We start from the raw sequence: 16,243 nt of genomic DNA on the forward strand, positions 1-16,243 counted from the left end.
GCTTGCTTGACTTTCTGGAGAACGCCCCCGTGATATCGACCGTACACATCGCCAGGCTCAAAGCATGGGGCGCCCATGGCTTTACCGCGACTGGCGTGGTCACTGCCTTTCTGGCCACCCTCGCCCTCTTGGAAAACCAGCCGACCCACTGCCTGATGTGGCTGGGCGTGGCGCTGATTGTCGACGGCCTCGACGGCGCACTGGCGCGCAAGGTCAACGTGCAATCGGTGCTGCCGAGCTTCGACGGTTCGATCCTTGATCTGGTGATCGATTACCTGACGTACGTGTTCATTCCGGCGCTGTTCATCTATCGCTACATTCCATTGCCCGACTACACCCTGCTGCTGACCGTGTCGCTGATTCTGGTGTCGTCGCTGTTCTGTTTCTGCAACGTCAATATGAAGAGCAAGGACAACTACTTTGTCGGGTTTCCGGCGGCGTGGAATGTGGTCGCGCTGTGCCTGTACATCATCGGACCGGGGCCATGGATTACCTTCCTGACGGTAATTGGCCTGGCGTTGCTGACAGTGACGCGGATGAAGTTTTTGCACCCGTTCCGTGTGCGCCGCTTCATGCCGATCAACATTGCGGTGACGGCAATCTGGCTGCTGTGCAGCCTGTCGCTGGTGCTCAACCACCCGGTGATCAACCCGTTGGTGATGGGCTTGTGGTTGCTGATGTCAGCGTACTTTCTGGGGATCTGCATCTGGCGCACGGCGCTGGAATGGTTTGAGCGGCCGCAGGTGAAATAAGCTCCAGAACCCAACACACATCCATTGTAGGAGTGAGCCTGCTCGCGATAGCGGTCTGTCAGTTGAATATTTTTGACTGAAAGAACGCTATCGCGAGCAGGCTCACTCCTACAGGGATCTTCATTCAGCGTTTAGTGATCACCACCTCCAGATACTCACTCGGCACCACCAGCGACTCCTCCCCCGCCCGGTTCAAACGGTTGAGCAAAGCCGCCAGATCACTTTCCAGCGCCTGCCCACTCTCCGGCGGCAACGCCGCGAAAGCCTTGTGCACTGGCCCGTACCAATGGCGGAAAATATCGATGAAATGCGCGGCCGAGCGATAGCGGAAGTTGAACTCGCGCCGCGTCACGCGCAGCAGAAATTCGCGGTCATCGAAATGCTTGTGCAACCACGCATCGGAGCCCCAATTCGACGGCGGCTGAGCACCGGCAGGCGGTGGCAGATGCCGGCCGAGGGTCTTGAACATCTGGCCAACGAAACCTTCCGGGGTCCAATTGGCCAGACCGATCCGCCCGCCACGGCGACAAACCCGGCCGAGTTCGGCAGCAGCCTTGTCCTGATCCGGTGCGAACATCACACCAAAGGTCGACAGCACGGCGTCGTAACTCTCGTCGGCGAACGGCAGCGCTTCGGCATCGGCCACCTGAAACGTCACGTCCAGATGCTCCGCCCGGGCCCGATCCTGACCGCGCTCCAGCAGTGCCGCAACGTAATCGGTCGAGGTGACCAGACAACCGCGCCGTGCCGCTGCCAGCGTTGCATTACCGTTGCCGGCGGCGACATCCAGCACCTCCTCGTCGCAACGCAGGTCGCAGGCTTCGGCGAGGTTTTCGCCGACGATTTGCAACGTCGTGCCAATCACCGCGTAGTCGCCGCTGGCCCAGGCGACTTTCTGGCGTTCCTTCAGGGCAGTCAGGTCAATCGGGGTACTCATAAGAGTGAACTCCGCTGCGGGTGGGATCGGTGATCATTCGGCCGTCGTCGGATCGATGACCGTCACCACACGCGCCACACTGTTGGCAGGAAAGCCACCGAGCCTGGCGTGTTCGCGCACCTGCTCTTCGTCAGGCGCGATGTACACGCAATAGATTTTGTCGGCGGTGACATAACTCTGCAGCCACTGCACCTGCGGCCCGAGATCACGCAAGGCCTGACAGGACGTTTGCGACACGGCTTTTAGTTCTTCATCCGACAGCTTTCCGGCTCCTGGAATCTCGCGTTCAATCACGAATTTCGGCATGGCAACCTCGCGTTCTTTTTATGTGGCAGGACCGGCAGTGACCCTGCTCGCCCACTATCGCGCTGCTGCTGACTGGCGTCCCTGCCGATCGTCCGGCAACCCTTGAAAACAGGGGGTTTGCCGATGAGTGGCGCGAATCTGTTAAGCGGCTGGAACACCTTCAGGATTGCCAACGTTCGGGGATTGGTTTCTGATGCTCGCTCGCTACTGGAACGGACTCGTCAGATGTCACTGAAAATCGATTGGCTCGCGCATCACATGCACCACAGCGACCGTTATGCGCAATGGATTCATCAACAATTCCCTTACGAATACGTCGACCAACCGCTGGCCGAATGGCAGCGTGAATTTGCCCTGGGCCAAAGCAATGGCGACTGGTCCTGCCTGATCGCCATGGACGGTGAGCGGCTTGTCGGCGGCGCGGCGCTGGCGCGTGATGACCTCGCGCTGCGGCCCGATCTCGGCCCTTGGCTGGCCTGCGTATTCGTCAGCCCTGAAGCACGCGGACAAGGGCTGGCGGAACGCATGATTGAAGGAATTTGTCACGAGGCGAAAGACTGCGGCTTTGCGCGTCTTTATCTGCACACACAAACCAAGCAGGGCTACTACGCCAAGCGCGGCTGGCAAATCGTGGAGCGTTTTCGTGCCTGGGACAACGAGCAATGGCTCATGGTGCGTGACCTCTGAGCCATCGGACGTTGCTGATCAGGCCGCAGGCGCCTTCGCCTCCTGCAACAACTGCTGGATCATCTGCTCCTGCGCTTCATAGCGACCTTCGCCGAAGTGGCTGTAACGCACCTGCCCTTTGGCGTCGATCAGGTAATGCGCCGGCCAGTATTGATTGTCGAAGTTGCGCCAGATCGCATAGTTGTTGTCGATGGCCACCGGGTAGGTGATGCCAAGTTTTTTCACCTGATCCCGAACGTTGTCGATGATCCGCTCATAGCCGTATTCCGGGGTGTGCACACCGATCACCACGAGGCCGTCCTTTTCGTATTTCTTCGCCCAGTCTTTGACGTACGGCAACGTGTGCTGGCAGTTGATGCAGTCGTAGGTCCAGAAGTCCACCAGCACCACTTTGCCGCGCAGGGACTCGGCGTTCAGCTCGGGCGAGTTGAGCCATTGCACGGCGCCGCCCAGTGACGGCATCGCGCCTTTGCCCTGCTCCATCGGCGAGTCCGCGCGGACTTTGCTGACGAAGTAGTCGACTGCTTTCGGTACGTTCTCCAAAAGGCTTTTTTCGACGCTGGCCAGGCCTTGGGAGGACGTGTTCGCCAGCAAGGTTTTATCGAAGCCGGTGGCAATCACCACCGCCGTCGCGAGCACCGCAACACCGGCACCACGGCGCAACCAGCCGGTGAACGGAATTGACGGTTTCAGGCGATTGACCAAGCCGCGCCCGGTGAAGATCAGCGTGGCCAGCGACAACGCACTGCCAGCGCCGTAGGCCAGCAGCAACACACTGGTCTGCGCATTGGCACCTTGCAACATGGCCCCGCTGAGGATCACCCCGAGAATCGGTCCGGCGCACGGTGCCCACAGCAACCCCGTAGCGACGCCGAGCATGATCGCCCCCATTGGTCCGGCTTTCTTGCGCGCATCCGGATCGAGGCGGTTGCCGAGCATCACGAACGGTCGCGTCAGCCAGTCGCCGATGCGCGCCGAGATCAGCGACAGGGCGAACACGCTCATCACGATCAGTGCGACGTAACGTCCGCTGTTGCTGGCCTGGATCACCCACTCGCTGCTGACCACGGCGAGGCTTGAGATCAGCGCGAAGGTCAGCGCCATGCCGCCGAGGGTCAGCAGTATCGAAGCGCGGCTGCGTTGGACCCCGGCGAACAGAAACGGCACCACCGGCAGAATGCAGGGGCTGAGCACGGTCAGCAGACCGCCGAGGAATGCGATGAGGTACATAGTGAGTCACCCTTGATCAATGAATGTGGCGAGCCGTTCAGACGCTTTGGCTCTCCAGCCAATGGCTCTGCGGCGTTCGGCTGGCGCCGTTCTCGGCAAACATCTGGCCTTGTGGCGTGCGGCTCGAGCCATCCGCGGCAATCAGGCCGTCGCTGTCCTGCTTGGCCTCCGGCGTCAGTTGAAAGCAGGTACCGCTGTGGCAGCTATGCTGTTCAACCGCAGCATTGGCATGGGCGGCGACGCCGGCCAGGGAGAACGCGATGGCGGTCAAAAAACGCGAGACGTTGTTCATGGTGTTGTTCCTTCTATAAAGAGTTGGCTGGGTTGCCGTTGGTTGAAGACTCAGTTGTCGGTGTTGCAGCCATCAGCGAATTTGCTGTAATCGAGTACGCGGGTCTGGCCCGCCGAATCGAGGTAGGTCATGCGCGCCTCGACGATGCCGCAGGACACCGAGTTGTCCTCTTTCAGCGAGATCACTTTCTGGATATCCAGGTGGGTGCCGTAGGTGTAGGTTTGCGGGGTGACAGCGGCTTCGGCACGGGCCGACAGCGTGCAGATGTTCAGGGCGGCAAACAGGCAGGCGGCGATTACGGATGTGTTGTTCATGGCGTTTCCTCAAGGCTTCAGTGGGTTGGAGCCGAGGCGATCGGTGTGAGCCTCGATGGAGCCTATTTGAGGCTCGCGAGGTATCGCGTCTGTGTCAGGAAAAGCCGCGTTTCAATCGCTGTGTATCCCGGCCAGCGGGGGATACACAGCGATACAAAGCCCTGAAAAAACCGGGTTTTTGCGTGCTCATGTATCCGTTGTCACGGCAGATACACTGCAATACAAAGGCAGGCAGGCGAGCCGCCGCAGGCTCGATACACTGCACGGCAGTCCCTTTTGATAGAGGTTTGCACCGATGGATCATGTCGATCACATTCTCATCGTCGACGACGACCGCGAGATCCGTGAACTGGTGGGCAACTACTTGAAGAAAAACGGCCTGCGCACCACGGTGGTCGCCGATGGCCGGCAGATGCGCAGCTTTCTCGAAGCCAACACCGTCGACCTGATCGTGCTCGACATCATGATGCCCGGCGACGATGGCCTGCAGCTGTGCCGCGAACTGCGCGTGGGCAAACACAAGGCCACGCCGGTGTTGATGCTGACCGCGCGCAACGATGAAACCGACCGCATCATTGGTCTGGAAATGGGCGCCGATGATTACCTGACCAAACCGTTCGCCGCCCGCGAACTGCTGGCGCGGATCAACGCCGTGCTGCGCCGCACACGGATGCTGCCACCGAATCTGGTGGTCACCGAGGCCGGGCGGTTACTGGCCTTCGGCCGTTGGCAACTGGACACCTCGGCCCGTCATCTGCTGGATAAGGACGGCACCATGGTCGCCCTCAGCGGCGCTGAATATCGATTGCTGCGGGTCTTTCTCGATCACCCGCAACGGGTGCTCAGCCGCGATCAACTGCTCAATCTGACCCAGGGCCGCGATGCCGATCTGTTCGACCGCTCGATCGATTTGCTGGTCAGCCGTTTGCGCCAGCGTCTGCTCGATGATGCGCGCGAGCCGGCCTACATCAAGACCGTGCGCAGCGAAGGTTACGTGTTCTCACTGCCAGTCGAAATTCTCGGTGCCCCGGCATGAGCGTCAATCTGCACTGGCCGCGTACCCTCGCCTCGCGCCTGTCGCTGATCTTTCTGATCGGCCTGCTGCTTGCTCAGGCGCTGTCGTTCGGCGCGCAGTATTACGAGCGTTACCAAAGCGCCAAGAACACCATGCTCGGCAATCTCGAAACCGACGTGTCGACCTCGATTGCGATCCTTGATCGACTGCCCGCCGCAGAGCGCCCCGACTGGCTTACGCGTCTGGCGCGGGCCAATTACGGCTACCTGTTGAGCGAAGGCGAACCGGGCACGCCGATCGAGGCTGGGGATGTGCCGGTGGCCGTCACCTCGATCACTGAAGCCATCGGTGAACGCTATCCGCTGACCTTCACCGATATTCCCGGGCCGAAGAAACACTTTCAGGGCCATTTGCGCCTGAGCGACGGCAGCCCGGTGACCATCGATGTGCGTCCCGCCATGGCGCCATTGTCGCCCTGGCTGCCGGTGGTTTTGCTTGGGCAACTGGCGTTGATGATCGCCTGCACCTGGCTGGCGGTGCGCATCGCGATCCGTCCGCTGACGCGCCTCGCCAACGCCGTGGAAACCCTTGACCCCAACGCCCACCCGATCAACCTCGACGAAAGCGGCCCGAACGAAGTGGCCTACGCCGCGCGTGCATTCAACACGATGCAGGCGCGCATCGCCGCTTACCTCAAAGAGCGCATGCAACTGCTGGCGGCGATTTCCCACGACCTGCAAACGCCGATCACGCGGATGAAATTGCGCGCCGAGCTGATGGACGATTGCGCCGAGAAAGACAAACTGTGGAATGACCTCAGCGAGATGGAACATCTGGTGCGCGAAGGCGTGGCTTACGCCCGCAGCATCCATGGTTCGACCGAAGAAAGCCGCCGGACCAACATGGACTCCTTCCTCGAAAGCCTGGTGTTCGACTATCAGGACATGGGCAAGCAGGTGCACCTGGTCGGCAAGAGTGCGACGGTCATCGACACCCGTCCTCATGCGTTGCGCCGGGTTCTGGTGAACCTGACCGACAACGCACTGAAATTCGCCGGTGCCGCCGAAGTCTGGGTCGAAGCGAACAAGGGCAGCCTGGCGATCACCGTCATGGACCGTGGCCCGGGCATCGCCGACGCTGAACTGGCGCAAGTGCTGCAACCGTTCTACCGCGTAGAAAACTCGCGCAATCGCGATACCGGCGGCACCGGGCTGGGGTTGGCGATCGCCCAGCAACTGGCCATGGCGTTGGGCGGCTCGTTGACGTTGAGCAACCGCGAGGGTGGCGGGTTGTGTGCTGAACTGAAGCTGCCGCTGCACCCGTAAACGCTTGCACGGCACCTGTTTAACACTACCGACCAGTACCGGTCGGTAGCCTGCACGCCGCCGCGCCAATGCCTACAACTTCATCAGAATCCACTGACTGTGCCTCTTGGCTGATGCGCTTATGGTTGTGTTGCCCGTTGTGTACTGATCACCATTGGTCGCCACTGTCAGATCTGACAGTAGCGAGTCAGCGCCGGGCTGCGGTTCCATGACGATTGGCCCACCCTGTCGAGGCGCAACATGAACCTGCTCGAATCCGTCACACACGTGTGTACGCGCCTGGCACCCGGCGGCTGGCATTCACTGATGCTCGCCCACGGCCTGGATCTGCTCGCCGAACCGCTGGCGGCGGAGCTGCGCAAGCCGCTGAACATCGACCGTTCGCTACCCGGGTTTGCCGATTTCGCATTGGCCGGCAGCCGCGCGATCGAAGCCGGCGCACCGGCGCACAGCCTGCTCTATCACGCGCTGGCCTCCCCCAACGTGCGCTGTGATGAGATCGGGCGAACATTGCAGCTGTTTCCCACCGCCGCCGAGATCGAGACAGTGCTCGACTATGTCTTCAGCGTCAGCCCGCCCACACTCGGCAGTCTGCACCACAAAGCCCGGGGCGCGCCGTTGGCGGTGGTCGCGTTCGCCAGTGAATATCGTTGCGCCGTCGACACCGTGCATGGCCGGCATGCCGACCTGTGCTTCTCGCGTACCGGTATCGCCCGCGTCGGCACCGCCCCCGCGTGCTATGACGCAACACTGCGCAGTTTCCTGCCCTTCGTCGACGATGATCCGCACGGCATCCGGGTGATGCCAGTGCGCTACAGCGCCTACATTGCCGTGCAACTCAAGGGCGACGCCGAACGCTTCGGGCCGATGGATTTCCAGGTGGACATTGATGCCGAACTGGACTTCTGGGTGCCGCTGCACAAGTTGTTCAATGGCTCGCAATGCCTGCAAGGCATGAACCTGACAGTGTCGCTGGACAATCACCAGATCAACGAAAAACTGCGCCATATCCATTTACGCCATAGCGGCACCGGTTGGCAGGAACCGCAGATCAACCAGCCGCCCTTCGTCGTTACCGACAATCTGGCGCATTGGGCGTGGGCTGTAGATCTCGGCCCCGGTCTGCTGTTGCCTGACGTCAGAACCCGGCTGGTTGCGCCCGTTGAATATCAGGGTCAGCCGTTGTCCTTTGTGATGCCGGCCAACACCGGCGGCATGGTTCACGGACGTCACCGGGTCGAGGCCGATGGCAGCATCGAGGATTTGAACGACCACGAAGATGTCGAGGAATTGGTGCGTCAGGGCGGTTATCGCGCCTTGCATTATCAGGACGGTACCGCCGATGGCTGGGTGTTGCCACGCAGCCCGATGCTGGAAAACAGTTTGCCGGCCGTCGCGGCCTACTCGCTGATCGGCCCTCCGGACTTCTATCCGCTGTGCAGTCAACGCAAGCTGTTGCAGTGGCTCAGCGACGAACCGACGCTACCGAGCACCGGCCTCTGGCACGCTCGACTGGAGGCGCTTTCCAACGTTCGCTACTGCGCCAACCTGCACTTGCAAGATCAGTTGTTCTCCCCGTCCGACCGCGGCGTGAGCGCCATCGTTGTCCTCGCCGATCAGGCCGGCAAGCTGCGATCCTCCGCCGCGCCACCATCACCATCGCGGCCGACCTCATTGCCTGACGGCGCCGCCGGGGTGTTCGGGCCTGGCTGGGAGGTCGGTTGGGTTCGCCAGCGCACGGCGGACGATGAGTGGATCAACGTCCTCGCCGGTTATCAGATGGCCAGCCCGTTTCCCGAGGATGCGAAGATCTGCGCGGCGCTGGGTTCTTTCTGGCCCGGCGTAGCTCCCGATTCGGCACGGGTCTTCGAGCCGCGCTCGACGCTGCACAGCATCATTCCCCTGACCGATGAGGAAATCGGCATGGGCGGCGGCGTGGCCTGGGATAATCAGCGCGGCCCGCAACTGGTCACTCAAGACGACCGGCTGATCGTCCAGTACCACGCGTATGCCCATGCCGATTACACACAAGTGGCCCTTGATGGCCGGTTTTCCCTGAGCACGACCGGCCACACCGCGCAAACCGCGTATCAGCAGCGCGTACGCTCGATGTATCGCGTGTACCGCGCGCTCGGCGCCGCCAGCGATAAACCCCTGCGCAATGCCTGGCCATTGTTGTCGTTCGTTGAAGTGCAGCGGCCGAACGCGGAACTGGACAGCGCACAGGCGCAATCCGGACAGGTCCTGGAGGGCTGGGTGCAGCGCTTTTTGCTGTACAAGCGCGGTGCCGTGCAAGTTGCCGAAGGTGATTTCAGGTTACGCCACGTCGAAGTCGAAGAACTGGTGATTATGCTGCTCAGCGCCGATGCAATCCTGATCAAACGCGACACCCTGCCATGGCAGGTCGCCCATGAAGCATTTTGATGTTGTGGTCGTTGGTGCCGGCCCTGCGGGCTGCGCAACGGCAATCAGTTGCGCCCGTCACGGACTGCGCGTGGCCTTGATCGAACGGCAGGCGTTCCCCCGATTTCGCCCCGGCGAAAGCCTGCATCCGGGTATCGAACCGCTACTACGACAACTGGGGGTCGCCGAACAGCTGTGTGACGGCGCGGCCCGGCGCTATGACGGCCATTGGGTGCACTGGAACGGCGCGCCGCGCTTCAATCCTTTTGGCGCCGATGATCGCGGCGCGTGGCAGGGTTTTCATCTGGAACGGGCGCACCTGGACGCGACGTTACTGTCGCAAGCTGTCAGGTTGGGGGTGGAGATCAGTCAGCCCTGCCGGGCGCGACGGGTGCTGGCTCAGGCCAATCGGGTGATCGGCGTGGATACTGACAGTGGATGCCTTTATGCGACCTGCCTGATCGATGCCAGTGGCGCTTGTGATTGGCTCGCTCGCCAACTCGGTCTGCCGGTCCGGCACTGTTCACCACCGCTGGTGGCGCGTTACGGCTACCTGCAAGGTCACAGCGCAACCTATGCAACAACCGCACACTTGCTGGCCGACCCTGACGGATGGACCTGGATCGCTCAGGTTGAGCAGCAGTTGCTGCACTGGGCGCACCTGACGTTCGAGAACAACATGCGATCGGCGAGACTTCCCGAGGCGCTGCAAGCATTGCCAGCCGTGGGGCCGATACGAGGCGCCGATGTAACCTGGCGCATCACCCCGGCCGCCGCCGGTGCCGGCTATTTTCTCGTGGGCGATGCCGCCAACCGACTCGACCCGGCGTCTTCTCACGGCGTGCTCAAAGCGTTGATGAGCGGTATGCAGGCCGCGCAAGCCGTGGCGGATTGTCTGCGCCAATCGACCTTGCAGATACCGGCGCAGGCGCAATATCGCCAATGGCTGGACGCAGGATTCGCACGCGATGTGACGCATCTGCGCGACTTCTATCGTCAGCATCCCTGCCCGCCGTCGTGGCTCTCTGCCGCATGATCAAAAGACGCTGCCGAGCACGCCATCCTCGTGAAACTGCCGCAACAACGCCGATCCGCTTTCCATGAATACTTCGGTCTCGGCCACCCCTGCTTCCACCGCCAAAGCTTGCAATTGCTGGCGGCCATCAAGGTCAGGAAACGCTTCAATGTGCTGTAACAGACGCCATGCCAGCGGACTCAGTTGGGAAAACTGCACACGCCAGTCCGCCGTGCGTTGCACCAGCAACAGCGTCGGTTGCGCCGGTGGCGTGGCGGGCTGATGGTTCGGATCAAGTGCATGCACCGGCCAGACATACGCCAACGGCCAGGCCAGCGCCGAGATCTGCAGCGGGCGTTCCAGCAACAGCGCCGGATCGCTTGACGGCAGCGCCTGAGCATCAGACTGCTGCAAGACCATCTCGACCCACTCGTAATGCGCCAGCTCCAGCAAAAACGCCGGCCACTCGCCCTCGCGCAACATCTGCGGTGACGAAGCGAGATAGTCGAGAAACGTTTCGGCAATCTCTCCGAACTTCGGAGTCTGCGCCCGCCAGTCGCGCAAGAATCCTCGCACCAGCAAGCCCCAGCGTCGCTCACCGATGATGCGGATCAACACCGGAAATGTGCCGCTTAACAACTGCGAGACATTGTTGAACACCAGATCGCGGTAGACGTTGACCCGCGCCGCGTTCATGCCGGCCGGTGGCGATTGATGGTCGGGATCGCGCAAATATCGGGTCAGCGCCTGTTGTTGCTGTAGCAGGTTATCCACGATGGCCGCCCCCCGCTTGCAAGCGGCGAATGGTCTGCAACTCGGCGACCAATTCGGAAAACGCCGGGAAATTGAAATCCCGCTCAAGCAGCGTTGGCTTTGCGCCAAATCGCCTATAGGCCTCGGCCAGCAGAGACCACACCACCGGTTTGACTGAGGCACCGTGGGTGTCGATTTTCAGCGTGTCGGACTTATCGAAATGCCCGGCCACATGCATGCCGACCACCCGGCGCGGCTCGATACCAGCGAGAAAGGTTTGCGGATCGAATCCGTGGTTGATCGCGTTGACGTAGACATTGTTGACGTCCAGCAGCAGGTCGCAATCGGCCTCGTGCAGCACGGCATTGGTGAAGGTCACCTCATCCATGTCTTGGCGCGGGGCGGCGTAGTAGGAGACATTTTCCACCGCCAGTCGCCGACCGAGAATGTCCTGGGCCTGACGAATTCGCGCGGCAACGTGGTGCACCGCTTCCTCGGTGAACGGCAATGGCAGCAAGTCATACAGATGACCGTCATCGCTGCAATAACTCAGGTGCTCGCTGTACAGCGGCACGTGGTAATGGTCGAGAAACACCCGCACTTCCTGCAAGAACCCGACATCCAGCGGCGCCGGCCCGCCAAGGGACAGCGACAAGCCGTGACAGGACAACGGGTAGCGTTCGGCCAGTTCACGCAACGCCGCGCCATGGGCGCCGCCGACGCCGATCCAGTTTTCCGGGGCGACTTCGAGGAAGTCGAAAGCGTCGGTGCGGGCAGCTTGCAGGTCTTTCAGCAGGCCACGGCGCAGGCCGAGGCCGACGCTGGGTGGCCGTGATGAGGGCGGCGTATGCATGGGATCTACCTCAGCAGTGGATTTTCCACATTTGAGCCGCCGGCTGTATCGCGGCTGTGTACACATGACCGGGCATTTGCAACCCTGTGTATCCGGCGATGACGGCGATACACGGTGATACAGACTCACTGCCGATCAATATTGTGGGAGCGAGCCTGCTCGCGAAAGCGTCAGCACTGCCAATATAAGAATTGCCTGAAATGCCGCCTTCGCGAGCAGGCTCGCTCCCACCCGATTTTTCGCTGTTCACAAAGACAGCGGCAGTCGCGGACCGGGGCTAGACTCTTTCATTACCCAGTCGAGGGGGGACGCAGGACGTCAGCGGTGCCCTGCCCAACTCCGTGACCACCGCCCGGTGGCGCACGCCTCGACCTTCGACGCCGCCGGACCGTGATCCTGTTTCAGGAGCACACATGATGGACGAGGCGAAGCTCAACCAATTCATGGGCAAACTGGTCAACGACATGGGCGGCGCGGCGATGCTGGCCAATGTCATCGTCGGCGAAGAACTCGGCCTGTACCGGGCCATGGCCGACAGTCAGCCGATCAGCGCCGATGCCCTCGCCGCAAAAACCACCTGCAACCCGCGTCTGGTGCGCGAATGGCTTAGCGCTCACGCGGCATCCGGCTATATGGAGCACCACGACGGCCAGTTCCGTTTACCCGAAGAACAAGCGCTGGCCTTGGCCGTCGAAGACTCACCGGTCTACGTCGCTGGCGGCCTCGGGGTAGTGGCGTCGTTTTTTCATGACAAAGACAAACTGGTCAAAGCCATGCGCGGCAACGGTGCCCTGCCCTGGGGCGATCACCACCCGTGCATGTTCACCGGCACGGAGCGGTTCTTCCGGCCCGGCTACAAAGGGCACCTGATTGCCGAATGGCTGCCGGCGCTGGACGGCGTGGTGGCCAAGCTTGAAGAAGGCGCCAAAGTCGCCGACATCGGCTGCGGCCATGGCGCCTCGACGGTGATCATGGCGCAGGCGTTTCCCAACTCGCGCTTCGTCGGCTACGACTACCACGCGCCCTCGATCACCGTCGCCACCCAACGCGCCGAGGAAGGTGGCGTCAGCGGCCGGGCGAAGTTCTTTCAGGGCTCGGCGAAAGGCTACCCCGGCGATGACTATGACCTGATCTGCTATTTCGACTGCCTGCACGACATGGGCGATCCGGTCGGCGCCGCCCGTCACGCCTATGATTCACTGAAGGACGACGGCACCGTGTTGCTGGTCGAGCCGTTCGCCAACGACACGCTGGACGACAACATCAACCCGGTCGGGCGGCTGTTCTACGCGGCCTCGACGTTTATTTGCACACCGAACTCGCTGTCTCAGGAAGTCGGCCTCGGCCTGGGTGCGCAAGCCGGGGAAATGCGTCTGCGCAAAGTGTTTGCCGAGGCCGGGTTCAAGCACTTCCGCCGGGCCACGCAAACACCGTTCAACCTGATTCTGGAGGCGCGCAAGTAAGCCACGCGGGTCGCGTGCTAACCTGCTGGCACTGCCCACTTCGGAGCGCTGACCATGCTCGACAGCCCGACCCGCGAACACCTCGACACCCTGCAAGAGGTGATGGCTGATGGCGACTTCATCGTATTGACCGGGGCCGGCATCAGCACGCCGTCGGGCATTCCGGACTACCGCGACAGCGACGGTGTACGCCGTGGCCGGCAACCGATGATGTACCAGGAATTCCTCGCTGCCCCCGAATCGCGCCGCCGCTATTGGGCGCGCGCCATGCTCGGCTGGCCGAGGGTGCGTCAGGCGCAGCCGAATGCGGCTCACGAGGCATTGGCCGATTTGCAGCGTAGTGGGCTGATCCGCGATCTGATCACTCAGAATGTCGACACCCTGCACGATCAGGCTGGCAGTCACGATGTGATCGAACTGCACGGCAGCCTGCACCGGGTCCTGTGTCTGGACTGCGGCCAGCGCAGTGAGCGTGATTCGATTCAACAATTGATGGAACGACAAAATCCGTATCTGGCTGGCGTTGATGCCGTGCAGGCACCGGATGGCGACACCCTGCTTGACCCGGCGTTCGAGGCGCGTTTTCAGGTACCGCACTGCCCGCATTGCGCTGGCGAGCGGATGAAACCGGACGTGGTGTTTTTCGGCGAAAACGTCGCGCAGCCCACGGCAGCACGGGCAATGGCGGCGGCGGAAAATGCGGCAGGGATGTTGGTGGTGGGGTCTTCGTTGATGGCGTATTCGGCGTTTCGGCTGTGCCGGGTGATTGCCGATCGCGGTAAGCCGCTGATTGCGATCAATCTGGGCAAGACTCGCGCGGATGATTTGCTGGATTTGAAGATTGAAGCGTCGTGTGAACAGCTGTTGCCCCTGTTGACACAACGCCTCACCTGCTGAATACACAGATCCCCTGTAGGAGTGAGCCTGCTCGCGATAGCGTTCTGTCAGCCACAGCAAGTTTGACTGATACTCCGTTATCGCGAGCAGGCTCACTCCTACAGGGATCGGGGCAATCAGGGAGACAGGCGTTGGCTCAGGTTCTCTTGCTGGAGGATATCGAACAACGCCTGCGCCGCCGCCGACAGTTCATTGCCCGGCTCGGTCAGCACACCAATCGCCCGCTCCACCGAGTCATCCAGGGTCAGGCAATGCGCGCCCAACTCCTGCATCTGCTCGGCGCACAACGCTGGCACGGCACTGACGCCCAGACCGCTGGCGACCATGCGCCCGACGGTCGCCAATTGATGGCTCTCGAACTCCACCGGCAACTTCATGCCTCGCGCCTGCAAGTGCTCTTCGAGCATCACCCGCACCGTCGAGGGCCGCTGCAACGTGATGAACGGCTCCTGCAACAACGTCTGCCAGTCGATCTCGCTAAGCCGCGCCAATGGCGAATCCTTCGACACCACCGCGACGAAGCGATCCAGGTACAGCGGCGTAAATGTCATCGAGGTGTTCTGCATCGGTTCAAACGCCACGCCCAGCTCCACCTGACGGTCACGGACCATTTCCAGCACCTGCTCGTTGATCACGTCGTTGACCGTGACGTTGACGTTCGGATAGCGCGCGCGAAACGTTTTGAGGATTGGCGGCAGCAGGTTGCCGGCAAACGACGGCATCGCCGCCAGTGTCACCCGCCCGCGCTGCAAGCTGAAGCGTTGACGCATTTCATCTTCGGCGTTGTCCCAATCGGCGATCAGCCGTCGCGCCAGTGGCAACAGCGATTCGCCTTCCGGGGTCAGCGCCACATTGCGCGTGTTGCGGCTGAACAGGCGTCCGCCCAGGCCCTCCTCCAGCGCTTTGATGGTCAGGCTCAACGCCGATTGCGACAGGTGCAGACGCTCGCAGGCCACGGCGAAGCTGAGACTATGGGCCACGGCGAGGAAGGCGCGGATCTGTTTGATGGTCATACTCAAGCCTCAGGATCGTCGGTGCATCGTGGTACATGATCGTTCCCACGCTCCTGCGTGGGAATGCAGCCCGTGACGCTCCGCGTCACTGGACGCGGAGCGTCCCTAGAGGCGTTCCCACGCAGAGCGTGGGAACGATCAAGCGTCAAGCAGCACGCCATAACGCGACTATTGAGCTTTATCAATCAATCGACCTTAAAAATCAACTTAACAAATATATCCTCCAGCGAGACACTCCAACCATTCGGCTAGCCAGCCGCCCGCAAATAATAAAAGAGGTGCATATGGCAGGTTTCGACAAGCGCGTGAGTTCCTACGAGGAAGCCCTGGCCGGGCTTGAGGACGGCATGACCGTTATCGCCGGCGGCTTCGGTCTGTGCGGCATTCCGGAAAACCTGATCGCCGAGATCAAGCGCAAAGGCACCCGCGACCTCACCGTCGTCTCCAACAACTGCGGCGTCGACGGTTTTGGCCTCGGCGTGCTGCTCACCGATCGTCAGATCAGCAAAGTCATCGCCTCCTACGTCGGCGAAAACAAGCTGTTCGAAGAGCAACTGCTCAAGGGCGACATCGAAGTCATCCTGACCCCGCAAGGCACCCTCGCCGAAAAAATGCGCGCGGGCGGCGCCGGTATTCCGGCCTTCTTCACCGCCACCGGTGTCGGCACTCCGGTTGCCGAAGGCAAGGAAGTGCGCGAATTCAAGGGTCGCAAGTACCTGATGGAAGAATCCATCACTGGCGATTTCGCCATCGTCAAAGGCTGGAAAGCCGACCACTTCGGCAACGTCATCTACCGTCACACCGCGCAGAATTTCAACCCGCTGGCCGCCACCGCCGGCAAGATCACCGTGGTTGAAGTCGAAGAAATCGTCGAACCCGGCGAACTCGACCCCTCGCAGATCCACACCCCGGGCATCTACGTCGATCGGGTCATTTGCGGCACGTTCGAAAAACGCATCGAACAGCGCACCATCCGCAAATAATTCAG

Annotated in this window: 17 protein-coding genes; 9 read left to right on the plus strand and 8 right to left on the minus strand. The window is 61.5% G+C overall.

Translation table 11 applies throughout. The features are described from left to right. Positions 1-29 precede the first annotated feature (29 nt). On the plus strand, positions 30-752 hold the full coding sequence (gene pcsA / locus ACWR1S_RS23065) for a phosphatidylcholine synthase (protein WP_105709010.1): 723 nt from the start codon (positions 30-32) through the stop codon (positions 750-752). A gap of 124 nt (positions 753-876) precedes the next feature. On the opposite strand, the gene ACWR1S_RS23070 is transcribed toward pcsA, so the two are convergent. Both ACWR1S_RS23070 and ACWR1S_RS23075 read right to left on the minus strand, forming a co-directional pair. Next, the gene (locus tag ACWR1S_RS23070) at positions 877-1,689 is read right to left on the minus strand and encodes a class I SAM-dependent methyltransferase (protein ID WP_454565121.1); all 813 of its coding nucleotides are present in this window, start codon (positions 1,687-1,689) and stop codon (positions 877-879) included. 33 nt (positions 1,690-1,722) lie between these two features. Continuing rightward, a complete protein-coding gene (locus ACWR1S_RS23075) occupies positions 1,723-1,995 on the minus strand; it encodes a DUF4242 domain-containing protein (protein ID WP_454565122.1) in 273 nt (90 codons plus the stop codon). 225 nt (positions 1,996-2,220) lie between these two features. Here ACWR1S_RS23075 and ACWR1S_RS23080 point away from each other — a divergent pair, with 225 nt between their 5' ends. After that, complete coding sequence (locus tag ACWR1S_RS23080; RefSeq protein WP_454565123.1) at positions 2,221-2,682, plus strand: GNAT family N-acetyltransferase; 462 nt, start codon at positions 2,221-2,223, stop codon at positions 2,680-2,682. Between the two features lie 18 nt (positions 2,683-2,700). Here ACWR1S_RS23080 and ACWR1S_RS23085 read toward each other — a convergent pair whose 3' ends face one another. The 3 genes from ACWR1S_RS23085 to ACWR1S_RS23095 are packed head-to-tail and all read right to left on the minus strand — an operon-like array spanning position 2,701 to position 4,518. Further along, positions 2,701-3,912, minus strand: a complete 1,212-nt coding sequence (locus tag ACWR1S_RS23085; RefSeq protein WP_454565124.1) for a cytochrome c biogenesis protein DipZ — start codon at positions 3,910-3,912, stop codon at positions 2,701-2,703. Positions 3,913-3,949: 37 nt separating this feature from the next. After that, positions 3,950-4,204 carry a hypothetical protein gene (locus ACWR1S_RS23090; protein WP_454565125.1) on the minus strand — a complete coding sequence of 85 codons (255 nt, stop codon included), beginning with the start codon at positions 4,202-4,204 and terminating at the stop codon, positions 3,950-3,952. Between the two features lie 50 nt (positions 4,205-4,254). Continuing rightward, positions 4,255-4,518, minus strand: coding sequence for a DUF2790 domain-containing protein (locus ACWR1S_RS23095; RefSeq protein WP_454565126.1), 264 nt, complete (start codon positions 4,516-4,518; stop codon positions 4,255-4,257). Between the two features lie 295 nt (positions 4,519-4,813). On the opposite strand from ACWR1S_RS23095, the gene ACWR1S_RS23100 reads away from it, so the two are divergent. The 4 genes from ACWR1S_RS23100 (at position 4,814) to ACWR1S_RS23115 (ending at position 10,297) form a co-directional block, all read left to right on the plus strand. Continuing rightward, positions 4,814-5,554, plus strand: a complete 741-nt coding sequence (locus ACWR1S_RS23100) for a response regulator (protein WP_007919579.1) — start codon at positions 4,814-4,816, stop codon at positions 5,552-5,554. Continuing rightward, on the plus strand, positions 5,551-6,858 hold the full coding sequence (locus ACWR1S_RS23105) for a sensor histidine kinase (protein WP_454565127.1): 1,308 nt from the start codon (positions 5,551-5,553) through the stop codon (positions 6,856-6,858). The genes ACWR1S_RS23100 and ACWR1S_RS23105 overlap by 4 nt, the downstream gene beginning before the upstream one ends. Before the next feature lie 240 nt (positions 6,859-7,098). After that, a complete protein-coding gene (locus ACWR1S_RS23110; RefSeq protein ID WP_454565128.1) occupies positions 7,099-9,282 on the plus strand; it encodes a hypothetical protein in 2,184 nt (727 codons plus the stop codon). After that, positions 9,269-10,297 carry an NAD(P)/FAD-dependent oxidoreductase gene (locus tag ACWR1S_RS23115; RefSeq protein WP_454565129.1) on the plus strand — a complete coding sequence of 343 codons (1,029 nt, stop codon included), beginning with the start codon at positions 9,269-9,271 and terminating at the stop codon, positions 10,295-10,297. The genes ACWR1S_RS23110 and ACWR1S_RS23115 overlap by 14 nt, the downstream gene beginning before the upstream one ends. Here ACWR1S_RS23115 and ACWR1S_RS23120 read toward each other — a convergent pair whose 3' ends face one another. Both ACWR1S_RS23120 and ACWR1S_RS23125 read right to left on the minus strand, forming a co-directional pair. Continuing rightward, on the minus strand, positions 10,298-11,050 hold the full coding sequence (locus tag ACWR1S_RS23120; RefSeq protein WP_454565130.1) for an HvfC family RiPP maturation protein: 753 nt from the start codon (positions 11,048-11,050) through the stop codon (positions 10,298-10,300). After that, positions 11,043-11,882 carry an HvfB family MNIO-type RiPP peptide maturase gene (locus tag ACWR1S_RS23125; RefSeq protein ID WP_454565131.1) on the minus strand — a complete coding sequence of 280 codons (840 nt, stop codon included), beginning with the start codon at positions 11,880-11,882 and terminating at the stop codon, positions 11,043-11,045. The genes ACWR1S_RS23120 and ACWR1S_RS23125 overlap by 8 nt, the downstream gene beginning before the upstream one ends. Positions 11,883-12,298: 416 nt before the next feature. On the opposite strand from ACWR1S_RS23125, the gene ACWR1S_RS23130 reads away from it, so the two are divergent. Together ACWR1S_RS23130 and ACWR1S_RS23135 are read left to right on the plus strand one after the other, a co-directional pair. Then, positions 12,299-13,345, plus strand: coding sequence for a class I SAM-dependent methyltransferase (locus ACWR1S_RS23130; RefSeq protein WP_454565152.1), 1,047 nt, complete (start codon positions 12,299-12,301; stop codon positions 13,343-13,345). Positions 13,346-13,399: 54 nt separating this feature from the next. Further along, entirely contained in the window at positions 13,400-14,242 is an 843-nt protein-coding gene (locus ACWR1S_RS23135) for an NAD-dependent protein deacetylase (RefSeq protein WP_454565132.1), read from the plus strand. 116 nt (positions 14,243-14,358) lie between these two features. Here the strand turns inward: ACWR1S_RS23135 and ACWR1S_RS23140 are convergent, their stop codons facing one another. Beyond that, positions 14,359-15,255, minus strand: a complete 897-nt coding sequence (locus ACWR1S_RS23140) for a LysR substrate-binding domain-containing protein (RefSeq protein WP_454565133.1) — start codon at positions 15,253-15,255, stop codon at positions 14,359-14,361. Positions 15,256-15,539: 284 nt separating this feature from the next. On the opposite strand from ACWR1S_RS23140, the gene ACWR1S_RS23145 reads away from it, so the two are divergent. Continuing rightward, positions 15,540-16,238 carry a CoA transferase subunit A gene (locus ACWR1S_RS23145; protein WP_016983257.1) on the plus strand — a complete coding sequence of 233 codons (699 nt, stop codon included), beginning with the start codon at positions 15,540-15,542 and terminating at the stop codon, positions 16,236-16,238. Positions 16,239-16,243 lie beyond the last annotated feature (5 nt).

The organism is Pseudomonas sp. AIG (assembly GCF_977020205.1).

Bases quoted from the DNA above. Each gene is read 5' to 3' on its own strand.
- ACWR1S_RS23070 (WP_454565121.1), bottom strand. From the start codon at position 1,689: ATGAGTACCCCGATTGACCTGACTGCCCTGAAGGAACGCCAGAAAGTC.
- ACWR1S_RS23075 (WP_454565122.1), bottom strand. From the start codon at position 1,995: ATGCCGAAATTCGTGATTGAACGCGAGATTCCAGGAGCCGGAAAGCTG.
- ACWR1S_RS23080 (WP_454565123.1), top strand. From the start codon at position 2,221: ATGTCACTGAAAATCGATTGGCTCGCGCATCACATGCACCACAGCGAC.
- ACWR1S_RS23085 (WP_454565124.1), bottom strand. From the start codon at position 3,912: ATGTACCTCATCGCATTCCTCGGCGGTCTGCTGACCGTGCTCAGCCCC.
- ACWR1S_RS23090 (WP_454565125.1), bottom strand. From the start codon at position 4,204: ATGAACAACGTCTCGCGTTTTTTGACCGCCATCGCGTTCTCCCTGGCC.
- ACWR1S_RS23095 (WP_454565126.1), bottom strand. From the start codon at position 4,518: ATGAACAACACATCCGTAATCGCCGCCTGCCTGTTTGCCGCCCTGAAC.
- ACWR1S_RS23100 (WP_007919579.1), top strand. From the start codon at position 4,814: ATGGATCATGTCGATCACATTCTCATCGTCGACGACGACCGCGAGATC.
- ACWR1S_RS23105 (WP_454565127.1), top strand. From the start codon at position 5,551: ATGAGCGTCAATCTGCACTGGCCGCGTACCCTCGCCTCGCGCCTGTCG.
- ACWR1S_RS23110 (WP_454565128.1), top strand. From the start codon at position 7,099: ATGAACCTGCTCGAATCCGTCACACACGTGTGTACGCGCCTGGCACCC.
- ACWR1S_RS23115 (WP_454565129.1), top strand. From the start codon at position 9,269: ATGAAGCATTTTGATGTTGTGGTCGTTGGTGCCGGCCCTGCGGGCTGC.
- ACWR1S_RS23125 (WP_454565131.1), bottom strand. From the start codon at position 11,882: ATGCATACGCCGCCCTCATCACGGCCACCCAGCGTCGGCCTCGGCCTG.
- ACWR1S_RS23130 (WP_454565152.1), top strand. From the start codon at position 12,299: ATGGACGAGGCGAAGCTCAACCAATTCATGGGCAAACTGGTCAACGAC.
- ACWR1S_RS23135 (WP_454565132.1), top strand. From the start codon at position 13,400: ATGCTCGACAGCCCGACCCGCGAACACCTCGACACCCTGCAAGAGGTG.
- ACWR1S_RS23140 (WP_454565133.1), bottom strand. From the start codon at position 15,255: ATGACCATCAAACAGATCCGCGCCTTCCTCGCCGTGGCCCATAGTCTC.
- ACWR1S_RS23145 (WP_016983257.1), top strand. From the start codon at position 15,540: ATGGCAGGTTTCGACAAGCGCGTGAGTTCCTACGAGGAAGCCCTGGCC.